We start from the raw sequence: 21,359 nt of genomic DNA, 5'->3' as shown, positions 1-21,359 counted from the left end.
GCGTCAGCAGGCAACCTGCGAGAAGACCTGCCCCGAGATGTTCTGGTACATGCTGGAGCGGATGACCCGGCAGCCGGTCGCCTTCTGGATCGCGGCGATGGCCTGCGTGGTGCGCAGCCGGGCGGGCCGGCCATAGGGATTCAGGTTGTTCCAGTCGCGCGTCGCCCGGTAGATGACCGGCGCGTCCGACACCTGCCGCACCGCCCAGTAGCGGCTGTAGACGGTCACCGTCTTCGAGGGGTATTCCTCGTAGAGCGGCCGGGTCAGGTCGGGCATCTGGTCACAGGCCGACAGCGCCAGGAACGCTGCCGTTGCCAGTCCTGTCATGCGCAGTTTCATCGGCCTTCCTCCCACATTCGCTCCGGCCCGCCAGTTTGAGCAAATTCCGGGCCTCCTGTGAAGCCCAAACTCCGGCGGGTGGCCGCGTGTGCCCGCGGAATTGCCCCCTTGCCGCCGCGACACGACCCGGATACGGTGCGCGACAGCATACGGGAGAACCGGCAACGCCGGTGCCGAAGGAGCAACCGCCCCGGAAACTCTCAGGCACAAGGACCGTGTGCGGCACGAAATGACTCTGGAGAGATCCCGGCGAAGTCCCGGGGCGCCGAAGGGATAACGATCTCAGGCGAAAGGACAGAGGGGGCATCGAAGCCGGCGCCAAGGCGGCCGGATTGGGATGCCGGGTGATTTCTCAGCAGATCATGTCGGCCTGGAAACGGGAGTTGGAATGACCGATTTGCTTCGGACGCCACTGCATGACCTGCATGTCGAGATGGGCGGAAAGATGGTGCCGTTCGCCGGCCACGAGATGCCGGTGCAATTTGCGGGCATCATGGCGGAACACCAGCAGACGCGCGAAAAGGCCGGTCTGTTCGACGTCAGCCACATGGGCCAGGTGATCGTCTCGGGAGGCGACTGGGACCGCATCGCGGCAGGGTTCGAGGGGCTGGTGCCGATGGATGTGCTGGGCCTGAGCAAGGGCCGGCAGCGATACGGCCTGTTCCTGGATGAGAGTGGCGGGATCCTCGACGACCTGATGTTCGCCAATCGCGGTGACCACCTGTTCGTGGTGGTCAATGCCGCCTGCAAGGATGCCGACATCGCCCATATGAAGGCCACGCTGGAGCCCGACCTGACGGTGGCGCCGGTGACCGACCGCGCGCTGATGGCGCTGCAGGGGCCTGCGGCCGAGGCGGTTCTGGCGGAACTAAACCCGGCTGCGGCCGAGATGCTGTTCATGGATGTCGCCACGCTGGACCTGGCGGGCATCGAGGCCTGGGTCTCGCGCTCGGGCTATACCGGCGAGGACGGGTACGAGATTTCCGTGCCCGCGGCGCAGGCCGAGACGCTGGCCCGCAAGTTGCTGGCGCATGACGATGTCGCGCCCATCGGGCTGGGCGCACGCGATTCGCTGCGGCTCGAGGCCGGGCTGTGCCTTTACGGTCATGACATCGACACCGATACGCTGCCGGCCGAGGCGGGTCTGTCCTGGGCGATCCAGAAGGCGCGCAAGGCGGGCGGGGCCCGCGAAGGCGGCTTTCCTGGTGCCGAGGCGGTTCTGGCGCAACTGGCCGAAGGGCCGGCAAGCAAGCGGGTCGGCCTGCGTCCGCAGGGCCGCGCGCCGATGCGCGAGGGTGTGGAGCTTTTTGCCGCCGAGACCGGTGGCGCGGCGATCGGGCGCATCACCTCGGGCGGGTTCGGCCCCACCGTGGGCGGCCCGGTCGCGATGGGATACGTTCCGGCGGAGCTGGGCGCGCCGGGCACGGTGGTTCACGGCGAGCTGCGCGGCAAGCGCCTGCCGCTGGAAGTGACCAAGCTGCCCTTTGTGGCGGCCAATTTCAAACGCTAGTCCAAAGAGGTAACGGACATGAAATACACCGAGGAACATGAATGGCTGGACGCCGACGGCGACCTGGTGACCGTGGGCATCACCGCCCATGCCGCCGAGCAGCTGGGCGACGTGGTGTTCGTCGAACTGCCCGAGGTGGGCAGCGAGGTCAGCAAGGATGACGAGATCGTGGTGATCGAAAGCGTCAAGGCCGCCAGCGATATCATGGCGCCGCTGGACGGTGAGATCGTCGAGGTCAACGAGGCCATCGTGGACGAGCCGGGCAAGGTCAACGAGGACCCCGAGGGCGAGGCGTGGTTCTTCAAGATCAAGGCCAGCGACCTGTCGCCGATGGACGACTACATGGACGAGGCCGCCTACAAGGACTTCATCGGCTGAGCCCGGCCCGGGCCGGGGACGCCTCCGGCGGGAGTATTTTCGAAAAGATGAAGGGGCGGGCCGGCGCGCCGCGCGGTCCGCGATCGGGAGACCCAAAGATGGCTTTCACGCCCACAGATTACCTGCCCTACGATTTCGCCAATCGCCGGCATATCGGCCCGTCTCCCGAGGAGATGGCCGAGATGCTGGAGACCATCGGGGTCGACAGCCTTGACCAGCTGATCGACGAGACGGTGCCGAAATCCATCCGGCAGGAGACGCCGCTGGATTTCGGCAAGCCCAAGTCGGAGCGCGAGCTGATGCACGCGATGCGCATGACCGCGTCCAAGAACAAGGTCCTGGTCAGCCTGATCGGGCAGGGCTATCACGGCACGGTGACGCCGCCGGCGATCCAGCGCAACATCCTGGAGAACCCGGCCTGGTATACCGCCTACACGCCCTATCAGCCCGAGATCAGCCAGGGCCGGCTCGAGGCGCTGCTGAATTTCCAGACGATGATCTGCGACCTGACGGGCCTGCCGGTGGCCAATGCCTCGCTGCTGGACGAATCCACCGCCTGCGCCGAGGCGATGACCATGGCGCAGCGGGTGGCCAAGTCGAAGCAGAAGGCGTTTTTCGTCGACCGCGACTGCCATCCGCAGAACATCGCCGTGATCCGGACCCGCGCCGCGCCTTTGGGCATCGAGGTGATCGTCGGCAACCCCGACAAGATGGAGGCCGGAAAGGTGTTCGGCGCGGTGTTCCAGTATCCCGGCACCTATGGTCATGTGCGCGACTTCTCCGATCACATTGCGGCGCTGCACGAGCACAACGCCATCGGCATCGTCTGCGCCGATCCGCTGGCGCTGACGCTGTTGAAGGAACCGGGCGAGATGGGCGCCGATATCGCCGTGGGCTCGGCCCAGCGGTTCGGCGTGCCGGTGGGCTATGGCGGGCCGCACGCGGCCTACATGGCCTGCCGCGACGATTACAAGCGCGCCATGCCGGGCCGGATCGTCGGCGTCAGCGTGGACAGCCACGGCAATCGCGCCTATCGGCTGTCGCTGCAGACCCGCGAACAGCATATCCGCCGCGAAAAGGCCACCAGCAATGTCTGCACCGCGCAGGCGCTGCTGGCGGTGATGGCGTCGATGTATGCGGTGTTCCACGGGCCCAAGGGGCTCAAGGCCATTGCCCAGCGCATCCACCGCAAGACCGTGCGGCTGGCCAAGGGGCTGGAGGAGGCCGGGTTCAAGGTCGACCCGCAGGCGTTTTTCGACACGATCACCGTGGATGTCGGCCCGCTGCAGGCGGCAGTGCTGAAATCCGCGGTCGACGAGGGCATCAACCTGCGCCGCGTGGGCGAGCGCCGGGTCGGCATCACCCTGGATGAGGCGACGCGGCCGAAGAATGTCGAGTCGGTCTGGCGCGCCTTCGGCATCACCCGCAAGGATGACGATTTCGCCCCCGACTACCGCGTGCCCGAGAACCTGCACCGCAAGTCGGACTACCTGACCCACCCGATCTTTCACATGAACCGGGCCGAGACCGAGATGATGCGCTACATGCGCCGTCTGGCCGACCGGGACCTGGCGCTGGACCGGGCGATGATCCCGCTGGGGTCCTGCACCATGAAGCTGAACGCGGCGGCCGAGATGATGCCAGTCAGCTGGCGTGAGTTCGCCCGGCTGCACCCGTTCTGCCCGGCCGACCAGGCCGAGGGGTATCGCGAACTGATCACCGACCTGTCGGCCAAGCTGTGCGAGATCACCGGCTATGACGACATCTCGATGCAGCCCAATTCCGGCGCGCAGGGTGAATATGCCGGCCTGCTGACCATCGCCGCCTTTCATCGCGCCAATGGCGAGGGGCACCGCAATGTCTGCCTGATCCCGACCAGCGCCCACGGCACCAACCCCGCCAGCGCGCAGATGGTGGGCTGGAAGGTGGTGGCGGTGAAATCCGGCCCCACCGGCGATATCGACCTGGAGGATTTTCGCGCCAAGGCCGAGAAGCATTCGGAGAGCCTGGCGGGCTGCATGATCACTTACCCCTCGACCCACGGCGTGTTCGAGGAGACCGTGCGCGATGTCTGCCAGATCGTGCATGACCACGGCGGGCAGGTCTATATCGACGGCGCCAACCTGAACGCGATGGTGGGCCTGTCGCGGCCCGGCGATATCGGCGGCGACGTGAGCCACCTGAACCTGCACAAGACCTTCTGCATCCCGCATGGCGGCGGCGGACCCGGCATGGGGCCGATCGGCGTCAAGGCACATCTGGTGCCGTTCCTGCCGGGCCACCCGCAGAGGGGCGGCGCCGAGGGCCCGGTCTCGGCCGCGCCCTATGGCTCGGCCTCGATCCTGCCGATCAGCTGGGCCTATATCCTGCTGATGGGCGGCGAGGGGCTGGCGCAGGCGACGCGGGTGGCGATCCTGAACGCCAACTACATCGCCAAGCGGCTGGAGGGCGCCTATGACGTGCTCTATCGCGGGCGCAACGACCGGGTCGCGCATGAGTGCATCCTGGACACCCGTCCCTTTGCCGACAGCGCCGGCGTGACCGTGGACGACATCGCCAAGCGGCTGATCGACAACGGCTTTCACGCGCCGACCATGAGCTGGCCGGTGGCCGGCACGCTGATGGTGGAACCCACCGAAAGCGAGACCAAGGCCGAGCTGGACCGGTTCTGCGATGCGATGCTGGCGATCCGCGAGGAGATCCGCGAGATCGAGGAGGGCCGGATCGACGGCGAGAACAACCCGCTGAAACACGCCCCGCACACGATGGAGGACCTGGTCAAGGACTGGGACCGGCCCTATAGCCGCGAGCAGGGCTGCTTTCCGCCGGGCGCGTTCCGCGTCGACAAGTACTGGCCGCCGGTCAACCGTGTGGACAACGCCTATGGCGACCGGCACCTGATCTGTACCTGCCCGCCGATGGAGGACTACGCCGAGGCGGCGGAGTAGGCCGGGCGTGATCCAGTTGAGGCGGGCCTGGCGGCCCGCCGCTTTACATGCCCGCCCTGATGGGCGGGCGGTGCCTCCGGCGTGGATTTTTCCGGCCAGATGAACGCGGGATCAGGAATGTGAACGTCCGCCGGGCCGCGATGTGCTACCCTGCCGGGACACGGGAGGGCCAGACATGGACAGGACAAATACGGCGCGGCGCAGATCCGCGCGCGACTTCGATCCGAGGATTCTGGAGATTTTCGACGGCTACGTGCATGGCAAGGTCACCAAGCGCGAGTTCATCACCCAGGCCGGGCGCTATGCCGCCGCCGGCGTGACCGGTGCGATGCTGCTGGAGCAGTTGCAGCCGAACTATGCCTGGGCGCAGCAGGTGGCACCGGATGACCCTGCGATCGAGACGGAAACCGTGCAGTATGACAGCCCGAAGGGGCACGGGGCCATCAGCGGTCTGATGGCGCGGCCGGCCGGCACGGAGGACCCGCTGCCTGCGGTGCTCGTCGTGCATGAGAACCGCGGGTTGAATCCCTATATCGAGGACGTGGTGCGCCGCGCCGCCAAGGCGGGATATCTGGCCCTCGGGCCGGACGGGTTGAGCCCGCTGGGCGGCTATCCCGGCACCGATGACGAAGGCCGCGCGATGCAGAAATCCATGGATGGCGCCAAGCTGATGGAGGATTTCTTTGCCGGTTTCGAGTTCCTGCGCGACCACGCCGGTTCGACCGGCAAGGTCGGCGCGGTGGGGTTCTGCTATGGCGGCGGGGTCTGCAACGCGCTGGCAGTGGCCTATCCGGATCTGGCTGCCTCGGCGCCGTTCTACGGGCGGCAGGCGGCGGCCGAGGACGTGCCGGCCATCGAGGCGCCGCTGATGATCCACTATGCCGGGCTGGACGACCGGATCAACGCCGGCTGGCCTGCCTATTCCGAGGCGCTCAAGGCCAACCAGAAGGCGTTTTCGGTGCATTTCTATCCGGATGTGAATCACGGCTTCCACAACGACACCACGCCGCGCTATGACGAGGCGGCGGCGACGCTGGCCTGGGACCGGACGCTGGATTTCTTCGGGCGGCACCTGGTGTGACGGCCGTTCAATAGCCGCGGGCGCGGTCGACCTCGTGCAGGAGCGCCGTGCCGGCGGTGAGGCGCCGATAGTTCTCGGCCACGTCGTCCAGCGCGTCGCCAAGGTGCCAGCCCGACACATGCGGGGTGATCGTCACCGCCGGGTGCGACCAGAGCGGGCTGCCTTCGGGCAGCGGTTCACGGCTGACCACATCCAGCACGGCGCGGCCCGGTGTGCCGCGGTCGAGCGCGGCCAGCAGCGCGGCCTCGTCGATCAGGTCGCCGCGTCCGGCGTTCAGCAGCGTGGCCCCCGGTTTCATCGCGGCCAGCAGGTCCGGTCCGAACAGGCCCCGGGTTGCGGGTGTCGAGGGCAGGATGGCGCAGACATGGTCGCAGGTGCCCAGAAGGTCGGGCAGGGTGCGGGCGCCGTGGTGGCAGTCGATTCCTTCGAGGGATTTGGGCGATCGGCTCCAGCCCTTGACCTGAAAGCCAAGGTCGCGGAACAACCGCGCAGTGTGCCCGCCGATATGGCCCAGGCCCAGTACGCCCACCACCGTCTTGTCGGCCTCGCGCGGGGCGATCGGCGCCCAGCTGCGGCGGCGCTGCGCGGTGTCATGTGCGTCCATGTTGCGCTGGGCGCGCAGGACATAGGCGAGGAACCATTCGGCGATCTCACGCGCGGGCGTCTCAGGCCGCAGACGGGCCACGCGCACATGCGCGGGCAAGGCCGGGTCGTGCACGATGGTCTCGACCCCGGCGCCCAGTTTCTGCACCAGTTGCAGGTTCGGGAAACCGGTCGGGCGGTCCCGCCGCAGGGCAACCACCGCCAGCATCGTGACCTCGCCGGGATTGCCCGGGCTTTCCGGTGTGCGGATGTCGGCATCCGGCAGTCGGGTGCGCAGGGATGCGGCGATCTCGGCGTCGTCCATCCAGCCGGCGACGCCGGTTTCGATCATCAGCGCCATGGCATCCCCGGTGCTCCTTTTGTGACGTGTCGTCACGCAACTGGACTTTGCCGCATCCGTCAAGCCATCCTGCGTCACAGGGGCGGGCCGATCGCGGCGGCCGATGAAAGGAGCAGGAATGACCGAGACCATGACCTTCGGGCTGCGCGACGAGACCCGCGCGCTGCTGGACCGGGTGCGCGCGATGATACGCGATGAGATCATGCCGCTGGAAGACGACTACCAGGCCGAGATCGGCAAGGGCGACCGCTGGCAATACACCGAGCGGCAGGCCGAAATCCTGGAAGGGCTGAAGGCGAAGGCCAGGGCGGAGGGGCTTTGGAACTTCTGGCTGACCGACAGCGCGCAGGGGCTCGGCCTGACCACCGTGGAATATGCCCATTTTGCAGAGGAGATGGGAAAGACTCCGCTGGGCGCCGAGGTGTTCAACTGTTCCGCCCCCGACACCGGCAACATGGAAGTGTTCGAACGCTACGGCACCGACGCGATGAAAGCGCAATGGCTGGCGCCGCTGCTGGAGGGGCGGATCCGCTCGGCCTATCTGATGACGGAACCGGATGTTGCAAGCTCCGACGCCACGAACATTGCCATGTCCTGTGCGCGCGACGGTGACGATTACGTTCTGAACGGCGAGAAATGGTGGGCCAGTGGGGCGGGCGACCCGCGCTGCAAGGTCTATATCGTCATGGTGCGGACGGGGGGCGACGACCAACCCAAGCACAAGCGCCAGTCGATGATCGTGGTGCCCGCGGACAGCCCCGGCATCGAGGTGCTGCGCCCGATGCAGGTTTATGGCCATGACGACGCGCCGCACGGGCACATGCATATCCGGTTCACGGATGTCCGCGTGCCGGCCGAGAACATCCTGTTGGGCGAGGGGCGGGGATTCGAGATTGCCCAGGGCCGGTTGGGGCCGGGGCGCATCCATCACTGCATGAGGGCCATCGGCCAGGCCGAGATCGCGCTGGAACGCATGTGCAAGCGGTCGCTGGCGCGCGAGGCCTTCGGCAAGCCGCTGGCGCAGCTGGGCGCGAATTACGACATCATCGCCGAATGCCGGATGGAGATCGAGATGGCCCGGCTGCTCTGCCTCAAGGCCGCCTGGTACATGGATCAGGGCGATGCCCGTGCCGCGGCGCCGTGGATCCACCAGATCAAGGTGGTGGCCCCCCGCGTGGCGCTCAAGGTGATCGACGAGGCGGTGCAGATGTTCGGCGGCCAGGGCATCAGTCAGGACACGCCGCTTGCCGCCGCCTGGACCCATGTGCGCACGCTGCGGCTGGCCGACGGCCCCGACGCTGTGCATCGGCGGCAGGTGGCGCGGGTGGAGCTGCGCAAGCACACGCAGGAGAAGGTTTGAGGGGAAGGACTCAGTCCTGCCGTTCGGATCTATCGCGGCGATTGCTGCGGTCTTGGCCGGTGTCAGAGTTCGCGGCGTTGCCGCCTTTCACTGAGCGCACAGTATAGGCCACTCTCAGAACTCAATAGTTTCATCTACAGACGAGGTCATCTACGAAGCGGACGAAGTGTATTTACTCGCCTCGATCAACTAAGCCTGAACTGAAGGCAGCATAGAGGGGGAGATTATATGAGACGACTTCTTCCACACGAAACGGACCAGAGATTTCTTGTCTTCGCCGCGACCGGAACGGATCTGATTTTTAATCGCGGTGTCGAACTGCCAGGTTTCGCGTCTTTCCCTTTGGTAGAGGACCCGGAGGCCCAGCCGATTATTGTCGACCAAATGCGTGATCTGATGAAAGTGGCCGCCGAGGCCAATCTGGGCTGCATCATCGACACACTGACCTGGATGGCGAACCGAGACCGTGCGGCCCCGCTTGGCTATGGTGATGACCGCCTGGCGGATTTGAACCGGAAAGCTGTGGCACTGATGTGCAGCTTGCGCGACGAGGCAGAGCGGGATGATGTTCTGGTCGCGCTCTGCATCGGGCCGTCCCGTGATGCCTATGCCAGGCTCGCACCCATGACGGTCGCTGATGCGCGCGCCTACCATGCAATTCAGATCGGCTCGGTGGCCGATGCCGGGATCGATCTGGTCAATGCATATACTTTCAATCAAGTCGAAGAAGCCGCGGGAGCTGTGCTGGCAGCCAAGGATTGCAAGGTTCCGATAGCCGTCTCATTCGTCGTGGAAACCGATGGGCGCCTGGACAACGGGACCGGGTTGGAGGAGGCGATAGATTGTGTCGATGATCTCACCGATGGGGCGGCTGCCTATTTCATGGTCAACTGCGCGCATCCCGATCATTTCAGCCATGTGCTGACCGGCCACCCTCGCTTGAAGGGGATTGCCGTGAACGCCTCACGATGCAGCCATGCCGAACTCGACAATGCGACCGAGTTGGACGATGGCGATCCCAAGGCTCTCGGCGTGGAGGTTGCCAGACTTGTAGGCAAGTTCCCGGAACTCTCTATTGTTGGCGGCTGCTGCGGCTCGGACATGCGGCATATGAGGGAGATGGCGGCTGGCATAAAGGCTTGAAACTGAGGATCCCCAGCAATTTTCGGACAGAACAGGCAAAACAACGAGGTCCCGAGTATCCCGCCCAAGACCAAAGTTCAGAACCAGTCAAACGGCTGCAGTCACACGGATCCGGACTTTCGTCAAAGCATGCCAAAAGACGGCTTCGTCCCGCGAAGTGCAAGTCTGGACGAAACCTCTGTGAAGGCCACGTGTTGCTCAAGGACCGCTCTCTGAACCCTTCCGGCCGACCGCCGCGTCATCTCTGGTTTCAAGCATAAAGCCGAGGCTCAGTATGGCGCGCGTGGTTCATATGTTGAACAGCGCACCGATCCCTGCAAACAAGCAGAATTTCCACTAATTTGCCCGGCCCGGCGTGTCGGGCCGCCGCGGTGTTGCGCCGGCCACACCCGGCTCAATGCACCTGGGGTCCGGCGGTTTTGCGCAGCACCAGGAAGGTCATCATGCCCAGCGGGGGCAGCGGTTCATGGACTTCCGGCTGCAACTCTTCCCGGCCCAGAACCGTGTCGATCTCGAAATCCGAGTGCCAGCCGATCACGTTGGCCAGCGGCGCCGAGACGCGTTCGAGAAAGGCCAGGATGCCCTCGCTGCGGACGAAATGGTTGGTGATGACCACCTGGCCGCCGGGCTTGCAGATGCGCGCGATCTCGGCCATCACCCGCTCGGGGTCGGGCACCACCGACAGCACGTGCATCGCCGCGATGGTGTCGAAATGATCGTCGGGAAAGTCGATGTCGCGGGCGTCCATCCGGTGCAGCCCCTCGACGTTCTCCAGCGCCAGTTCGGCGACCTTGGCGCGCGCCTTTTTCAGCATCTCCTCGCTGTAGTCGATGCCGGTGACGCGCAGATGGGGCGCGTAGTGGCGCAGCGACAGGCCCGTGCCGACCCCGACTTCGAGCACCGAACCCTCGCGACTGTTGATGTGACGCACCGCGCGGCGGCGGCCGGCCTGGGTGATGACGCCGAAGGTGCGGTCGTATACCGGCGCCCAGCGGGCATAGGAGGATTCAACAGCCTTGATGTCCACGAATTCGATTCCCTCAGTTCTGTTCCGGAGTGTCACGCCTCATCAACGCCCAGACGACAGTGGCGATATAGGCCAGGCACAGCACCACCAGCGTTATCCAGGCATAGGTCAGTACCGCGCCGCCGAGTACCACCAGCCCGACCAGCACGTAGCGGACGTTCTCGCGCGAGATGCGCACCAACTTGAGCGAGGGCGTGGGGATGCGGCTGATCATCAGCAGGCCGACGCCGGCCATGAAGGCGCAGATCGCCAGGTCCGGCACAAGCGGCGCGTTGGCGAAGGCGAATGAGGCCGACATCGGCAGCGTCACCAGCAGGGCGCCGGCGGGGGCGGGTACGCCGGTGAAGTAGCGGCTTTCGCCGGGCGCGTTCTCGGACCGGCTGCTGACATTGAACCGGGCCAGGCGCATCACACAGCATACCGCGTAGAACAGCACGAAGATCCAGCCGGTGCCGGGTATGTCCTGCAGCGCCCAGAAAAAGATCACCAGCCCCGGCGCCACGCCGAAGTTCAGGAAGTCGGCCAGCGAGTCGAGCTCGGCGCCGAGGTCGCTGCCACCGCCCAGCCGCCGCGCCAGCCGCCCGTCCAGACCGTCGAGGACGCAGGCGGCCAGGATCAGCTGCATGGCCAGCGCATAGTTGCCCTGGATGCCGAAGCGGATCGCCGTCATGCCGGCGCAGATCGCCGTGATCGTCAGCATGTTGGGCAGCAGTTGGAGCAAGTTGAACTCGGTCCTCTGTCTTGCGCGGCGGCGGGTCATGTCTCGGCGTTTGCCTCCCCGGAAGTTCCGAGCGAGGCGATCACGGTTTCGCCCGCCACCATTGTCTGGCCGATCGAGACCAGCGGGTCCACGCCCTCGGGCAGGTAGACGTCGAGGCGCGAGCCGAAGCGGATCAGGCCGAAGCGGTCGCCGGCCTGCAGCGTCCGGCCGATCTCGGTGAAGCAGACGATGCGGCGGGCCACCAGTCCGGCGATCTGCACCACTGCCAGGTCGCGCCCGTCCGGCATGCGGATCGCCAGGCTGTTGCGCTCGTTGTCGGCGCTGGCCTTGTCCAGCGAGGCATTGAGGAACTTGCCGGGACGATAGGCGATGGCGGTGATCTCGCCGGTGACGGGCACGCGGTTCACGTGGCAGTTGAAGACGTTCATGAACACGCTCACCCGTGTCAGCGGCTGCGACGGCAGGCCCAGCTCGGCCGGTGGCACGGCCTTTTCGATCAGCGAGACCACCCCGTCCGCCGGGCTGAGCACAAGGCCGGGCCGTTCGGGCGGCACCCGCTCGGGATCGCGGAAGAAATAGTAGCACCAGACCGTCAGCCCGACACCGATCCAGCCCAGCGGTTCGGCGAGCAGAAAAAGACCCACCGACACCGCGGCAAAGATCGCGACGAAGCGGATCCCCTCGGGATGCATCGGTTTGATGAAGGTTCCAAGCATTTGCACGGCGCGCGATCCTCTGGGTTGCGGACCCCCACTCATACGGCCAGAAGCGCCGAGTGCAAGGCTTGTGGCGGTCTTGGTCGACCCGCGGGCCGGCGCCGGGCCGCCACACCCCGTGATCGCGATTGCCGCGCCGGGACGCAGGGGCTATCTTGCCGTCATGCGACGACTCCTCATCCTTTTGTCCTGTCTCCTGCCGTTTTCGGCAGTGGCGCATCCGCACGTCTTCGTGGATACCGGTTTCCGGGTGATCTATGACGCCCAGAACCGGCTTACCCATGTCGAGGTGACATGGGCCTATGACGATTTCTATTCGCTGCTGATCCTGGAGGACAGCGGCCTCGATTCGGATGGCGACGGGGTTCTGACACCCGAGGAACAGACCGAGCTGACCGGGTTCGACATGAACTGGGCTCAGGGTTTCGAGGGGGATTTCTATCTCGAGTTGGACGGCCGGCCGCTGCCGCTTTCGGGCCCGCGCGAGCCGACTGCCGAGGTGCAGGACGGGCGGATCGTGACCACCCACCTGCGGGCCGTCGAAACGCCGGTCGCAACCGGCGGTGACGTGCTGACCGCCCGGGCCTATGACCCGAGCTATTACACGGCCTACGAGCTGAACCGCCCTGTCACCGTCGAAAGCACCGCCGCCTGCCTGGTGGAGCGCATCGACCCCGACATCGACGGCAAGCTGGCCCAGATGCAGGCGATGCTGCTGCGGATCGACGCGGATGCGGACCTTGAGGAGAACGACATTCCGCTGGTCGGAGAAGAGTTTGCCACCGAGATACGGGTGTCATGTCCCGTCTCCTGATCGTGCCCGTCAGTGTGGCCGTGGCCGTTCTTCTATGGCTCTGGATGGGTGGCGGATTTGACCGGCTGGCGATCTGGGCCAGCGGTGAGCAGCGCGCGTTCCAGAACCAGATGGCAGGCGCGCTTCGGGGCTTGCGCGGCGGCAATCAAGGGGCGCTCTGGTTGTTGCTGGGGCTCTGTTTCGCCTACGGGTTCTTTCACGCGGTGGGGCCGGGACACGGCAAGGTGCTGATCGGCGGCTACGGGCTGGGCCGGCGGGTGCCGGTGCTGCGCCTGGGCGTGATCGGGCTTTTGTCGAGCCTGGGGCAGGCCGTGACAGCCGTGGCGCTGGTCTATTCCGGCGTGCTCGTGCTCAATCTGACACGCGAGCGAATGGTCGGGCTGACCGAGGACATCATGGCGCCGATCAGCTATGGCGCGATCGGCCTGATCGGACTTTGGCTGGTCTGGCGCGGTACGCGCAAGCTGGTCCGGCAACGGGCGCCCGCGCCCGCAGGTGTCTGCAACGACTGCGGCCATCGCCACGGCCCGGACCTGGGCGAGGTCGAGAAGGCCGGCACGCTGCGCGAGGCGCTGGCCCTGATCGGCGGCATCGCGGCCCGGCCCTGTACCGGCGCGCTGTTCGTGCTGATCCTGACCTGGCAGATGGGCATTCCGCTCGCGGGCATTGCCGGCGCTTTTGCCATGGCGCTGGGCACCGCCGCGGTCACGATTGCCGTCGGCCTGAGCGCGGCCGGCCTGCGCGGCGGGATCGCCGGTTCGGTCGCGGGCCTCCGTTCGGCGGCCATCGTCCTGCCGATGGTCGAGCTGTTGGCCGGGCTGCTGGTTGCGGGCGTGGCCATGGGCCTGCTGATGCGGAGCCTCTGACGACCCTCAGCCGAAGACCGGCGCGGGATAGCCGACGCCGGCAAGGTAGAGCCCCTGCGGCGGGCAGACCGGCCCGCAGGCGGCGCGGTCGCGCGCCTCGAGCGCGGCCTGCACGTCATCCGCCGTCCAGGCACCGGCGCCGACCCGTTCCAGCGTTCCCACGAAGCTGCGGACCTGGTTGTGCAGGAACGAGCGGGCGCGCACGTGGAAATGGATCTCGGGCCCGGTGAAGCCCGCGACCTCCTCGACCTGCAACGCGTCCAGCGTCTTGACCGGGCTTGCCGCCTGGCAGATCGACGAGCGGAAGGTGGTGAAATCGTGCCGCCCGGTCAGCCGGTCGGCGGCGCGCTGCATGGCCGCCGCGTCCAGCCGTTGACTGACCCGCCAGACCCGGCCGTGATCGTGGGTGGCGGGCGCGCGGCGCATCAGGATGCGGAACAGGTATCTGCGTTCGATGGCCGAGAACCGCGCGTGCCAGTCATCATCCACACGCGCCGCCGCCAGTATGGCGACCGGCAACGGTTTGAGATGGTGGTTCAGCGCTTCGGACAGGCGGAACGGATCCCAGTCGCGGGCGAGGTCGCAATGCGCCACCTGGCCCAGCGCGTGCACGCCGGCATCGGTCCGGCCGGCGGCGGCGATCCTGTGCGGTCCCGGCTCCAGCCGCGCCAGCGCCTCCTCGATCGCGCCCTGCACCGAGGGCTGCGCCTTCTGGCGCTGCCAGCCGGCGAAGGGTTCGCCGTGATATTCGACTTTCAACGCGAAACGGGGCATGGCGGCGCTGGTAGCGCGCCGGCGGGATTTGGGCAAGCCGTCGGGCGATGCCACTGGCAACCCGTCGCCCCCCTGCCTATCTTGGGCGCGAGCAGCAAGGGGCAGAGACTTGGTCATTTCCGCACTCGCCGACACATTGGTGCGCCGCGTCGAATCCGTGGGCGACACGATTTCGGAGACCTTCTTCGAACCGGTCGTGCGGCTGGGTGTCACCGGGCTGGCGCGTTCGGGCAAGACGGTGTTCATCACCTCGCTGGTCGCCAACCTGCTGGATCGTGGCCGGATGCCCGGGCTGGTCGCGGCGCAGGAGGGCCGGATCGAGGCGGCCTATTTGCAGCCGCAGCCCGACGACACGGTGCCGCGCTTCGACTATGAATCCCACCTTGCCGATCTGACCGGCCCCGCGCCGCACTGGCCCGACAGCACCCGCGCGGTCAGTGAGTTGCGGCTGTCGCTGCGGGTCCGGCCCGCCGGTCTGCTGGCCGGTCTGCAGGGGCCGCGCACCGTGCATCTGGACATCGTGGACTATCCCGGCGAATGGCTGCTGGACCTGGCGCTGCTGGACAAGAGTTATGCCGACTGGGCACAGGACGTGCTGGCGCGCATCGGCGGCCGGCCGGGTGCGGCGGAGTTCCTGAGCCTCGTTCGCGAGACCGATCCGGGCGCGGCCCATGACGAGCCCCGCGCCAGGGCGCTGGCGGCCAGTTTCACCAGCTACCTGACGAAGGCCCGCAAGCAGGGCTATTCCGACTGCACCCCAGGGCGTTTCCTGCTGCCGGGGGACCTGGCCGGCTCGCCGGTGCTGACCTTCGCTCCGCTGCCGCCGGACGGCCCCGCCCCGCGCCGGTCGCTGCGGCGCGAGATGGAGCGGCGCTTCGAGGCCTACAAGGCGCAGGTCGTCAAGCCGTTCTTCCGTGATCATTTCGCCCGGATCGACCGGCAGGTGGTGCTGATCGATGCGCTGGGCGCGATCCACAAGGGGCCGCAGGCGGTCGAGGACATGCGCCGGGCGATGGGCGAGATCCTGTCCGCCTTCCGCCCCGGCCGGAACGCTTGGCTGAGCCAGCTGCTTCTGGGCAAGCGGGTCGAGAAGATCCTGTTCGCCGCCACCAAGGCCGACCACCTGCACCATCTCCAGCACGCCCGGCTGACCGCGATCATGGAGGCGCTGACCCGCGCGGCGCGCGACCGGGCGAGCTTTGCCGGGGCGGAGACCTCGGCCCTGGCCATCGCGGCGCTGCGCGCCACGACCGAGGAGATGCGCGCCCATGCGGGGGCCGAGCTGCCCTGCGTGCGGGGCACGTTGCTCAATGCCGATGGCAGCCGCGGAAAGCAGGCCGCCTTCTATCCCGGCGAATTGCCGGTGGATCCCGCGCACCTGCTGGGCCCGGCCCGGGACGGGGCCGAGCGCTGGCTGGATGCCGAGTTTGAGGCGATGTCCTTTGCCCCGGCGGAACTGACGCTCAAGCCCGGCAACGGGCCGCCGCATATCCGGCTGGACCGCGCCGCGCAGTTCCTGTTCGGAGACCGGTTGTGAGCCTGCTTCTGCGCGCCGCCCGCCCCACCGATGCCGGGACCGCCGGGGAGATCCTGCACGGGTTCGCCGAGGAGACCGCGTGGATGCCCCGGCTGCATTCGCAGGTCGAGGCGATTGCCTTCTGCGGCACGATGATCGACCGCGGCTGGGTCACGGTGGCCGAGTTGGAGGGCCGGGTGGCGGGGTTCCTGGCCCGCGACGGCGAGGAGATCTGCGGTCTCTACCTGGCGCGCGCCGCCCGGCGGCGGGGGATCGGCGCGCGGCTGCTCGCCCGGGCCAAGGCGGAGTGCCCGCGGCTGGTGTTGCGGAGCTTCGAGGCCAATGCCAGCGCGCGGCGCTTCTACCGCCGCGAGGGCTTTGTCGAGGCGGGGCGGCGCGCCGGGGCCGAGAACGATGAAAACCTGCCCGACATCGCCTATGTCTGGTACAAGGAGGCGCCCAGCCATGACCAACGGCCCGGTTCTGTTTGATCTCAAGGACGAGGCCGCGCCGGCCCGTCCTGTCACCGAGGCGCCCCCGGTTCCCGACCCGGGCGACGCGCCCGAGGGGCAGGCGATGCAGATCGCCGCGCGGGTGGCGGCGCGGCGGCCGTCGCGCCTGGCGCGCTGGTTCTGGGGGCTGGCGCTGGCCGTGGTCGGCGCGGTGGTCACGGTCGCCGCCTGGGATTTCGCCGCCCGGCTGGTCGAGCGTGTGCCGGTGCTGGGCTGGGCGGTGTCGGGCCTGCTGGTGGCGCTGGTTGTGGTCACGCTGCTGGTGGCCTTGCGCGAGCTGGCCGCGATCGGCCGTCTGACCCGCGTCGATGGGCTGCGCCGCGCCGCCGATGCGGCAATTGCCGAGGCCGATCTGAAGGCTGCGCGGGCCGTGGGCGACGGGTTGGTCGCGCTCTATCGCGGGCGCGAGGACACGCGCTGGGGCCGCGACCGGCTGGCCGAGCAGAGCGGCGAGCAGTTCGATGCCGAGGGGATGCTGGCGCTGGCCGAAGACGAGCTTCTGGCCCCGCTGGACGCTCTGGCCGCGCGCGAGGTCGAGGCGGCCGCGCGCCAGGTGGCGACGGTCACCGCGCTGGTGCCGCTGGCGCTGGCGGATGTGGCGACGGCGCTGGCCAGCTCGCTGCGGATGATCCGGCGGATCGCCGAGATCTATGGCGGCCGCGCCGGTTTCCTGGGCAGCTGGCGGCTGACCCGCGCGGTCTTTACCCACCTGGTCGCGACCGGTGCGGTGGCGGTGGGCGACGACCTGCTGGAGCCGGTTCTGGGCGGCTCGGTCCTGTCGAAGCTCTCGCGCCGCTTCGGCGAGGGGCTGGTCAACGGTGCCCTGACCGCCCGCGTGGGCGTGGCCGCGATGGAGGTTTGCCGGCCGCTGCCGTTCTCGCCGCGCCACCGTCCCTCGGTCCGCGGCATGGTGCGGCGCGCGCTGACCGGGCTTGTGAAGCGCTGACGGATGGTTTCGCCGCCTGCGGCGGCGACCGGGCGGGGGCTCTGCCCCCGTCGCCCGTGCCGGGCGACTCCCCCGAGGTATTTGGGGCGAGAGGAAGTCGGGGTGGCGGAAAAGAAGCCTCCGGGTCCTGCTTCTTGATCTGACGCAAGGCCTGCCGTTGCAGCCGGGGTAGTCTGCCTGGCACAAGGAGACGGAAATGGACGCGGAACACGGTCACAGCCCATCCGAAATCACCCGCCGCATCGGCGCGCCGCCTGGGCGGGGGCTGTTGCGCGATGCAGTCTATGGCGGCATCGACGGATCGGTCACGACCTTTGCCATCGTGGCGGGGGTCGCAGGCGCCGGGCTGTCACCCTTCGTCATCGTCGCCCTGGGCGTGGCCAACGTGCTGGCGGACGGGTTCTCGATGGCGGCGGCGAACTACTCGGGGGCCAAGGCCGAGGCCGACAACATCCGCCGCATCCGCGCCATCGAGGAGCGCCACATCCGGCTCTACCCGGAGGGTGAGCGGCGCGAGGTGCGCGAGATCCTGGCGCAGAAGGGCCTGTCGGGAGCGGTCCTGGAGGAGGCCACGGACGCGATCACCCGCAAGCACGACAAGTGGATCGACCTGATGATCGAGGGCGAATACGGGCTGGGCGGGATCGATCCGCACCCGCTCAGGGCCGCGCTGGCGACCTTCTTCGCCTTTCTGCTGGCCGGGCTGATCCCGCTGGTGCCGTTCCTGCTGGGGCTGAGCGGCGGCTTTGCGCTGTCGGCCGTGGTCACGGGGATGGTGTTCTTCGCCATCGGCGCGCTGAAGAGCCGCTGGTCGCTCAGCGCGTGGTGGCGGTCGGGGCTGGAGACGTTGCTGATCGGCGGCACCGCGGCGCTGATCGCCTATGGCGTCGGCACCCTGTTTCATGGCTGACACGCGCGGGCCACGCCGGCGCGGCGGGCGGAAATCCCGACTTCTGCAACGCGCGCGCATTCGCTAGCGTGGCCCGAATCGTCGGGAGATTGCCGTGGACGCCTTCATTGCGCTTGCCTTGCTGGTCGTGCTGGCCATTCCGATCCTGCTTGTCGCCCTGCTGGTCGGGCAGGTCAGGCTGCGCCGGCGAGTTGCCGATCTGGAACGCCGGCTGAGCGATGCCAGGACCTCGGATGCCGCGGCGCCGAGCAAGGACGGGCCGTGGAGTGCACCGGCGGATACGCCGGCCCCGGTCGCGGCAGAGACCGGACCGGCCGCGCCGCCACGGGCGGAGGACCCGCCCGCCGCCGCCGTGATCGCTGCGCGCAAAGCTCAGGGGGCGGCGGTTTCGAATGAGGCCCCGCCGCGCGCCTTCGTGTTCCGGGCCGACCGGCTGTCGGGGCTGGCGGCCTGGTTGCGCGAGAACTGGTTTTATGCCGTGTCGGCCCTGTCGTTGGCGCTGGCGGGGATCTTCCTCGTGCAATACGGGGTCGAGAACGGCCTTCTGCCACCCGTCGCGCGGGTTGCCGCCGCGCTGGGTTTCGGCGCGGCGCTCATCGTCGCGGGCGAGGTCATCCGCCGCCGGTTCGGCGATGGCGAGGATCGGGCCACGGCCTATCTGCCCTCGGTGTTCTCGGGCGCCGGGCTGGTCACCCTGTTCGGCGGCGTGCTGTCGGCCCGGTTGCTCTATGGGCTGATCGGGCCCGAGGCGGCGCTGATCGGCATGGTGGGTGTGGCGCTGGCCGGCCTGGTGCTTGGCTGGTTTCACGGCCCGCTGCTGGCCGCGGTGGCGCTGATCGGGGCCTTTGCGGCGCCTTTTGTCGTGGGCGGCGCGTCGGAGGATCCCAGCTGGCTCTACGGCTATTTCGGGGTCGTGACCCTGCTGGGTCTCGGCATCGACACGGTGCGGCGCTGGGCCTGGATCACGGTGCTGAGCTTGATCGGCGGCTATGCGACCGGCTGGATGTTGCATGCCGCCAGCGGCGGGACGACGGCGGTCTACATGCTCTACCTCGCCGGACTGAGCCTGGCGGCGATCGCGGTTCCGGTGCGGCGGCTCGTGCCCGATCACGAGGGGCCGACCGTGGCCGAGACACTGCGGCGCAGCAAGGGCGCGCCGTTGCCCGGGTTCCCGGCGCGTGTGGCCTTTGCGGCAGTTGCGGCCAGCGCAGTGATGATGGCCGAAGTCCGGCTGGCGGGTGCGGCCGAATTCTGGCTGTCGGTGCTGCTGCTGGCGGGCCTGACCCTGGCTCTGGTGATCTGGGCGCGGCGCGCCGAGGCGCTGGAGGACATCGCGGTCCTGCCCGCCGGGGCGCTGTTGTGGGTGGTCTTCGATCAGGGCGCATCGAATGGCGAGGTCTATCGCCGGTTCGCGGCCACCTATGCCGAGACGGTCGAGGCGGACTATCCGATGGTGGTGACATTGCTGGTGGCAATTGGTGCGCTGGTGACGGTGGCTGCGGCCTGGCGGTCGTTCCGCGCGACGCGCTGGCCGGCGGTCTGGGCCGGGGCTGCGGCGCTGTTCGCCCCCGCCACCGCGATCCTGATCGAACTGGGCTGGACACCGGCCGCGGTCATCGGGGCCTATCCCTGGGCGCTGCATGCCGCGGTGCTGGCGGCGCTGATGGTCGGGCTGGCGGAACGCTATGCCCGGGCCGATGGCGAGACCCGGCTGCGCATGGCGCTGGCGGTGCTGTCGGCGCTGTCCTGCCTTGCCTTTGCCTTCGTCATTGTCCTCAGCTCGGCGGCGCTGACAGTGGCGCTGGCAGTGACGGTGTCCGTGGCGGCGGCGCTTGACCGGCAGTTCCGGTTGCCGCCGATGGCCTGGTTCATCGCGGCGGGCGTGGTCACGCTGGGCTTCCGGCTGGTGGTGGACCCCGGCATCGGATGGGGGCAGCGCGCGCCGCTGCCCGAGGTGGTGCTGGCCTATGGCGGCACGCTGGCGGCGTTTCTGGCCGGGCTGTGGCTTCTGCGTCCGCTGGAGCGTCCGACGGCCAAGCTGATGCTGGACAGCGCGGCCTGGTCCACAGGCGGGCTGTTCCTGTCGCTGCTGCTCTATCGCTGGCTCGACAGCCTGGCGGATGCCCGCGCCGTCGAAAGCCACTGGAGCCTGGGCCTGGCCGCTGTGATCTGGCTGGGCCTGGCCTTCGCGCAGGTGCAGCGCCTGGCGGCCGGCGGGCGGCTGCGCCAGGTGCGGTTGGGGCTGGGGGCGATCTTTGGCCTGATCGGGGCCAGCGCGCTGTTCGCGGCCGTGACCGAGGCGAACCCGCTGCTTCGGATTTCGGCGGCGCCGGTGATGGGCCCGCCGGTGATCAACACGCTGGTGGTTGCCTACCTGCTGCCGGCCGTCGTCATCGGCCTGGCCGCCTGGCGGGTCCGGGACATGAATGCGCGGCTGCGGCAGGCCTGCGGTGCGCTGGTGCTGGTGCTGTGTTCTCTCTGGCTGGGACTGGCCATCCGCCATTTCTGGCAGGGCGCGGCGGGCATGCATGAAAGCAACGGCGTGACCCAGCCCGAGCTCTACACCTATACCATCACGCTGCTGATCCTTGGCGCAGTGCTGTTCTACCAGTCGCTGGCGCGCGCGTCGGACGTGATGCGCAAGGCGGGGTTGGCGGTGATCGGACTGGCGGTGGCCAAGGTGTTCCTGATCGACATCGCGGGGCTGGGCGGGCTGATCCGGGTGTTCTCGCTGCTGGCGCTGGGGCTGGCGCTGGCGGGGCTGGCCTGGCTCAACCGATGGGCGCTCTTGCGCGCCGGGCCGGCCGGTCAGCAACCTCTGGACCAATAGCGCGGCCCGCCATATAAGGCCGCCA

The 21,359-nt window shown here is 68.1% G+C and carries 19 protein-coding genes and 1 riboswitch; of the genes, 13 read left to right on the top strand and 6 right to left on the bottom strand.

Annotated elements, in window-relative coordinates; translation table 11 throughout:
* Nucleotides 1–3 precede the first annotated feature (3 nt).
* Entirely contained in the window at nucleotides 4–339 is a 336-nt protein-coding gene (locus BMX57_RS12540) for a hypothetical protein (protein WP_177175455.1), read from the bottom strand.
* A 140-nt stretch (nucleotides 340–479) separates the two neighbouring features.
* A riboswitch (glycine riboswitch) is annotated at nucleotides 480–565 on the top strand.
* A gap of 162 nt (nucleotides 566–727) precedes the next feature.
* On the opposite strand from BMX57_RS12540, the gene gcvT reads away from it, so the two are divergent.
* From gcvT to yghX, 4 genes are all read left to right on the top strand, one after another.
* Nucleotides 728–1,849 (top strand): glycine cleavage system aminomethyltransferase GcvT, encoded by a 1,122-nt coding sequence (gene gcvT, locus BMX57_RS12535; RefSeq protein ID WP_092367410.1) that lies wholly within the window; start codon nucleotides 728–730, stop codon nucleotides 1,847–1,849.
* 18 nt (nucleotides 1,850–1,867) lie between these two features.
* The gene (gene gcvH / locus BMX57_RS12530; protein WP_092367407.1) at nucleotides 1,868–2,227 is read left to right on the top strand and encodes a glycine cleavage system protein GcvH; all 360 of its coding nucleotides are present in this window, start codon (nucleotides 1,868–1,870) and stop codon (nucleotides 2,225–2,227) included.
* A 98-nt stretch (nucleotides 2,228–2,325) separates the two neighbouring features.
* A complete protein-coding gene (gene gcvP / locus BMX57_RS12525; RefSeq protein WP_092367404.1) occupies nucleotides 2,326–5,175 on the top strand; it encodes an aminomethyl-transferring glycine dehydrogenase in 2,850 nt (949 codons plus the stop codon).
* Between the two features lie 175 nt (nucleotides 5,176–5,350).
* A complete protein-coding gene (yghX, locus tag BMX57_RS12520; RefSeq protein ID WP_092367401.1) occupies nucleotides 5,351–6,256 on the top strand; it encodes a YghX family hydrolase in 906 nt (301 codons plus the stop codon).
* 7 nt (nucleotides 6,257–6,263) lie between these two features.
* On the opposite strand, the gene BMX57_RS12515 is transcribed toward yghX, so the two are convergent.
* Entirely contained in the window at nucleotides 6,264–7,199 is a 936-nt protein-coding gene (locus tag BMX57_RS12515) for a 2-hydroxyacid dehydrogenase (RefSeq protein WP_092367398.1), read from the bottom strand.
* 118 nt (nucleotides 7,200–7,317) lie between these two features.
* Here BMX57_RS12515 and BMX57_RS12510 point away from each other — a divergent pair, with 118 nt between their 5' ends.
* A complete protein-coding gene (locus tag BMX57_RS12510) occupies nucleotides 7,318–8,559 on the top strand; it encodes an acyl-CoA dehydrogenase family protein (protein WP_229724247.1) in 1,242 nt (413 codons plus the stop codon).
* Nucleotides 8,560–8,787: 228 nt separating this feature from the next.
* Nucleotides 8,788–9,702, top strand: coding sequence for a homocysteine S-methyltransferase family protein (locus tag BMX57_RS12505; RefSeq protein ID WP_092367395.1), 915 nt, complete (start codon nucleotides 8,788–8,790; stop codon nucleotides 9,700–9,702).
* Between the two features lie 394 nt (nucleotides 9,703–10,096).
* Here BMX57_RS12505 and BMX57_RS12500 read toward each other — a convergent pair whose 3' ends face one another.
* The 3 genes from BMX57_RS12500 to BMX57_RS12490 are packed head-to-tail and all read right to left on the bottom strand — an operon-like array spanning nucleotide 10,097 to nucleotide 12,172.
* Nucleotides 10,097–10,729 (bottom strand): class I SAM-dependent methyltransferase, encoded by a 633-nt coding sequence (locus tag BMX57_RS12500; RefSeq protein WP_092367392.1) that lies wholly within the window; start codon nucleotides 10,727–10,729, stop codon nucleotides 10,097–10,099.
* A 13-nt stretch (nucleotides 10,730–10,742) separates the two neighbouring features.
* Entirely contained in the window at nucleotides 10,743–11,489 is a 747-nt protein-coding gene (gene pssA, locus BMX57_RS12495) for a CDP-diacylglycerol--serine O-phosphatidyltransferase (RefSeq protein ID WP_092367389.1), read from the bottom strand.
* Complete coding sequence (locus BMX57_RS12490) at nucleotides 11,486–12,172, bottom strand: phosphatidylserine decarboxylase (protein ID WP_092367386.1); 687 nt, start codon at nucleotides 12,170–12,172, stop codon at nucleotides 11,486–11,488. Before BMX57_RS12490 ends, pssA begins: the two co-directional genes overlap by 4 nt.
* Before the next feature lie 157 nt (nucleotides 12,173–12,329).
* Between BMX57_RS12490 and BMX57_RS12485 the strand changes: the two genes are divergently transcribed.
* Both BMX57_RS12485 and BMX57_RS12480 read left to right on the top strand, forming a co-directional pair.
* Nucleotides 12,330–12,980 (top strand): DUF1007 family protein, encoded by a 651-nt coding sequence (locus BMX57_RS12485; RefSeq protein ID WP_092367990.1) that lies wholly within the window; start codon nucleotides 12,330–12,332, stop codon nucleotides 12,978–12,980.
* A complete protein-coding gene (locus BMX57_RS12480) occupies nucleotides 12,965–13,846 on the top strand; it encodes a nickel/cobalt transporter (protein ID WP_092367383.1) in 882 nt (293 codons plus the stop codon). The genes BMX57_RS12485 and BMX57_RS12480 overlap by 16 nt, the downstream gene beginning before the upstream one ends.
* Before the next feature lie 6 nt (nucleotides 13,847–13,852).
* Here the strand turns inward: BMX57_RS12480 and truA are convergent, their stop codons facing one another.
* The gene (gene truA / locus BMX57_RS12475) at nucleotides 13,853–14,620 is read right to left on the bottom strand and encodes a tRNA pseudouridine(38-40) synthase TruA (protein WP_092367380.1); all 768 of its coding nucleotides are present in this window, start codon (nucleotides 14,618–14,620) and stop codon (nucleotides 13,853–13,855) included.
* 109 nt (nucleotides 14,621–14,729) lie between these two features.
* Here truA and BMX57_RS12470 point away from each other — a divergent pair, with 109 nt between their 5' ends.
* From BMX57_RS12470 to BMX57_RS12450, 5 genes are all read left to right on the top strand, one after another.
* Complete coding sequence (locus BMX57_RS12470; RefSeq protein WP_092367377.1) at nucleotides 14,730–16,157, top strand: YcjX family GTP-binding protein; 1,428 nt, start codon at nucleotides 14,730–14,732, stop codon at nucleotides 16,155–16,157.
* The gene (locus BMX57_RS12465) at nucleotides 16,154–16,627 is read left to right on the top strand and encodes a GNAT family N-acetyltransferase (RefSeq protein WP_092367374.1); all 474 of its coding nucleotides are present in this window, start codon (nucleotides 16,154–16,156) and stop codon (nucleotides 16,625–16,627) included. The genes BMX57_RS12470 and BMX57_RS12465 overlap by 4 nt, the downstream gene beginning before the upstream one ends.
* Nucleotides 16,602–17,594: a YcjF family protein gene (locus tag BMX57_RS12460; RefSeq protein WP_092367371.1), complete on the top strand. Its 993-nt coding sequence runs from the start codon at nucleotides 16,602–16,604 to the stop codon at nucleotides 17,592–17,594. Before BMX57_RS12465 ends, BMX57_RS12460 begins: the two co-directional genes overlap by 26 nt.
* A gap of 196 nt (nucleotides 17,595–17,790) precedes the next feature.
* Nucleotides 17,791–18,504, top strand: a complete 714-nt coding sequence (locus BMX57_RS12455; RefSeq protein ID WP_092367368.1) for a VIT1/CCC1 transporter family protein — start codon at nucleotides 17,791–17,793, stop codon at nucleotides 18,502–18,504.
* A gap of 94 nt (nucleotides 18,505–18,598) precedes the next feature.
* The gene (locus tag BMX57_RS12450; RefSeq protein WP_092367365.1) at nucleotides 18,599–21,334 is read left to right on the top strand and encodes a DUF2339 domain-containing protein; all 2,736 of its coding nucleotides are present in this window, start codon (nucleotides 18,599–18,601) and stop codon (nucleotides 21,332–21,334) included.
* Nucleotides 21,335–21,359: the final 25 nt, after the last annotated feature.

It is taken from the genome of Cribrihabitans marinus, from assembly GCF_900109035.1.
Lineage (GTDB): Bacteria > Pseudomonadota > Alphaproteobacteria > Rhodobacterales > Rhodobacteraceae > Cribrihabitans > Cribrihabitans marinus.
The sequence above is the reverse complement of the archived record's forward strand: the minus strand, read 5'-3'. Positions and strand labels throughout refer to the sequence as shown.

Bases quoted from the DNA above. Each gene is read 5' to 3' on its own strand.
- BMX57_RS12540 (WP_177175455.1), bottom strand. From the start codon at position 339: ATGAAACTGCGCATGACAGGACTGGCAACGGCAGCGTTCCTGGCGCTG.
- gcvT (WP_092367410.1), top strand. From the start codon at position 728: ATGACCGATTTGCTTCGGACGCCACTGCATGACCTGCATGTCGAGATG.
- gcvH (WP_092367407.1), top strand. From the start codon at position 1,868: ATGAAATACACCGAGGAACATGAATGGCTGGACGCCGACGGCGACCTG.
- gcvP (WP_092367404.1), top strand. From the start codon at position 2,326: ATGGCTTTCACGCCCACAGATTACCTGCCCTACGATTTCGCCAATCGC.
- yghX (WP_092367401.1), top strand. From the start codon at position 5,351: ATGGACAGGACAAATACGGCGCGGCGCAGATCCGCGCGCGACTTCGAT.
- BMX57_RS12515 (WP_092367398.1), bottom strand. From the start codon at position 7,199: ATGGCGCTGATGATCGAAACCGGCGTCGCCGGCTGGATGGACGACGCC.
- BMX57_RS12510 (WP_229724247.1), top strand. From the start codon at position 7,318: ATGACCGAGACCATGACCTTCGGGCTGCGCGACGAGACCCGCGCGCTG.
- BMX57_RS12505 (WP_092367395.1), top strand. From the start codon at position 8,788: ATGAGACGACTTCTTCCACACGAAACGGACCAGAGATTTCTTGTCTTC.
- pssA (WP_092367389.1), bottom strand. From the start codon at position 11,489: ATGACCCGCCGCCGCGCAAGACAGAGGACCGAGTTCAACTTGCTCCAA.
- BMX57_RS12485 (WP_092367990.1), top strand. From the start codon at position 12,330: ATGCGACGACTCCTCATCCTTTTGTCCTGTCTCCTGCCGTTTTCGGCA.
- BMX57_RS12480 (WP_092367383.1), top strand. From the start codon at position 12,965: ATGTCCCGTCTCCTGATCGTGCCCGTCAGTGTGGCCGTGGCCGTTCTT.
- truA (WP_092367380.1), bottom strand. From the start codon at position 14,620: ATGCCCCGTTTCGCGTTGAAAGTCGAATATCACGGCGAACCCTTCGCC.
- BMX57_RS12460 (WP_092367371.1), top strand. From the start codon at position 16,602: ATGACCAACGGCCCGGTTCTGTTTGATCTCAAGGACGAGGCCGCGCCG.
- BMX57_RS12455 (WP_092367368.1), top strand. From the start codon at position 17,791: ATGGACGCGGAACACGGTCACAGCCCATCCGAAATCACCCGCCGCATC.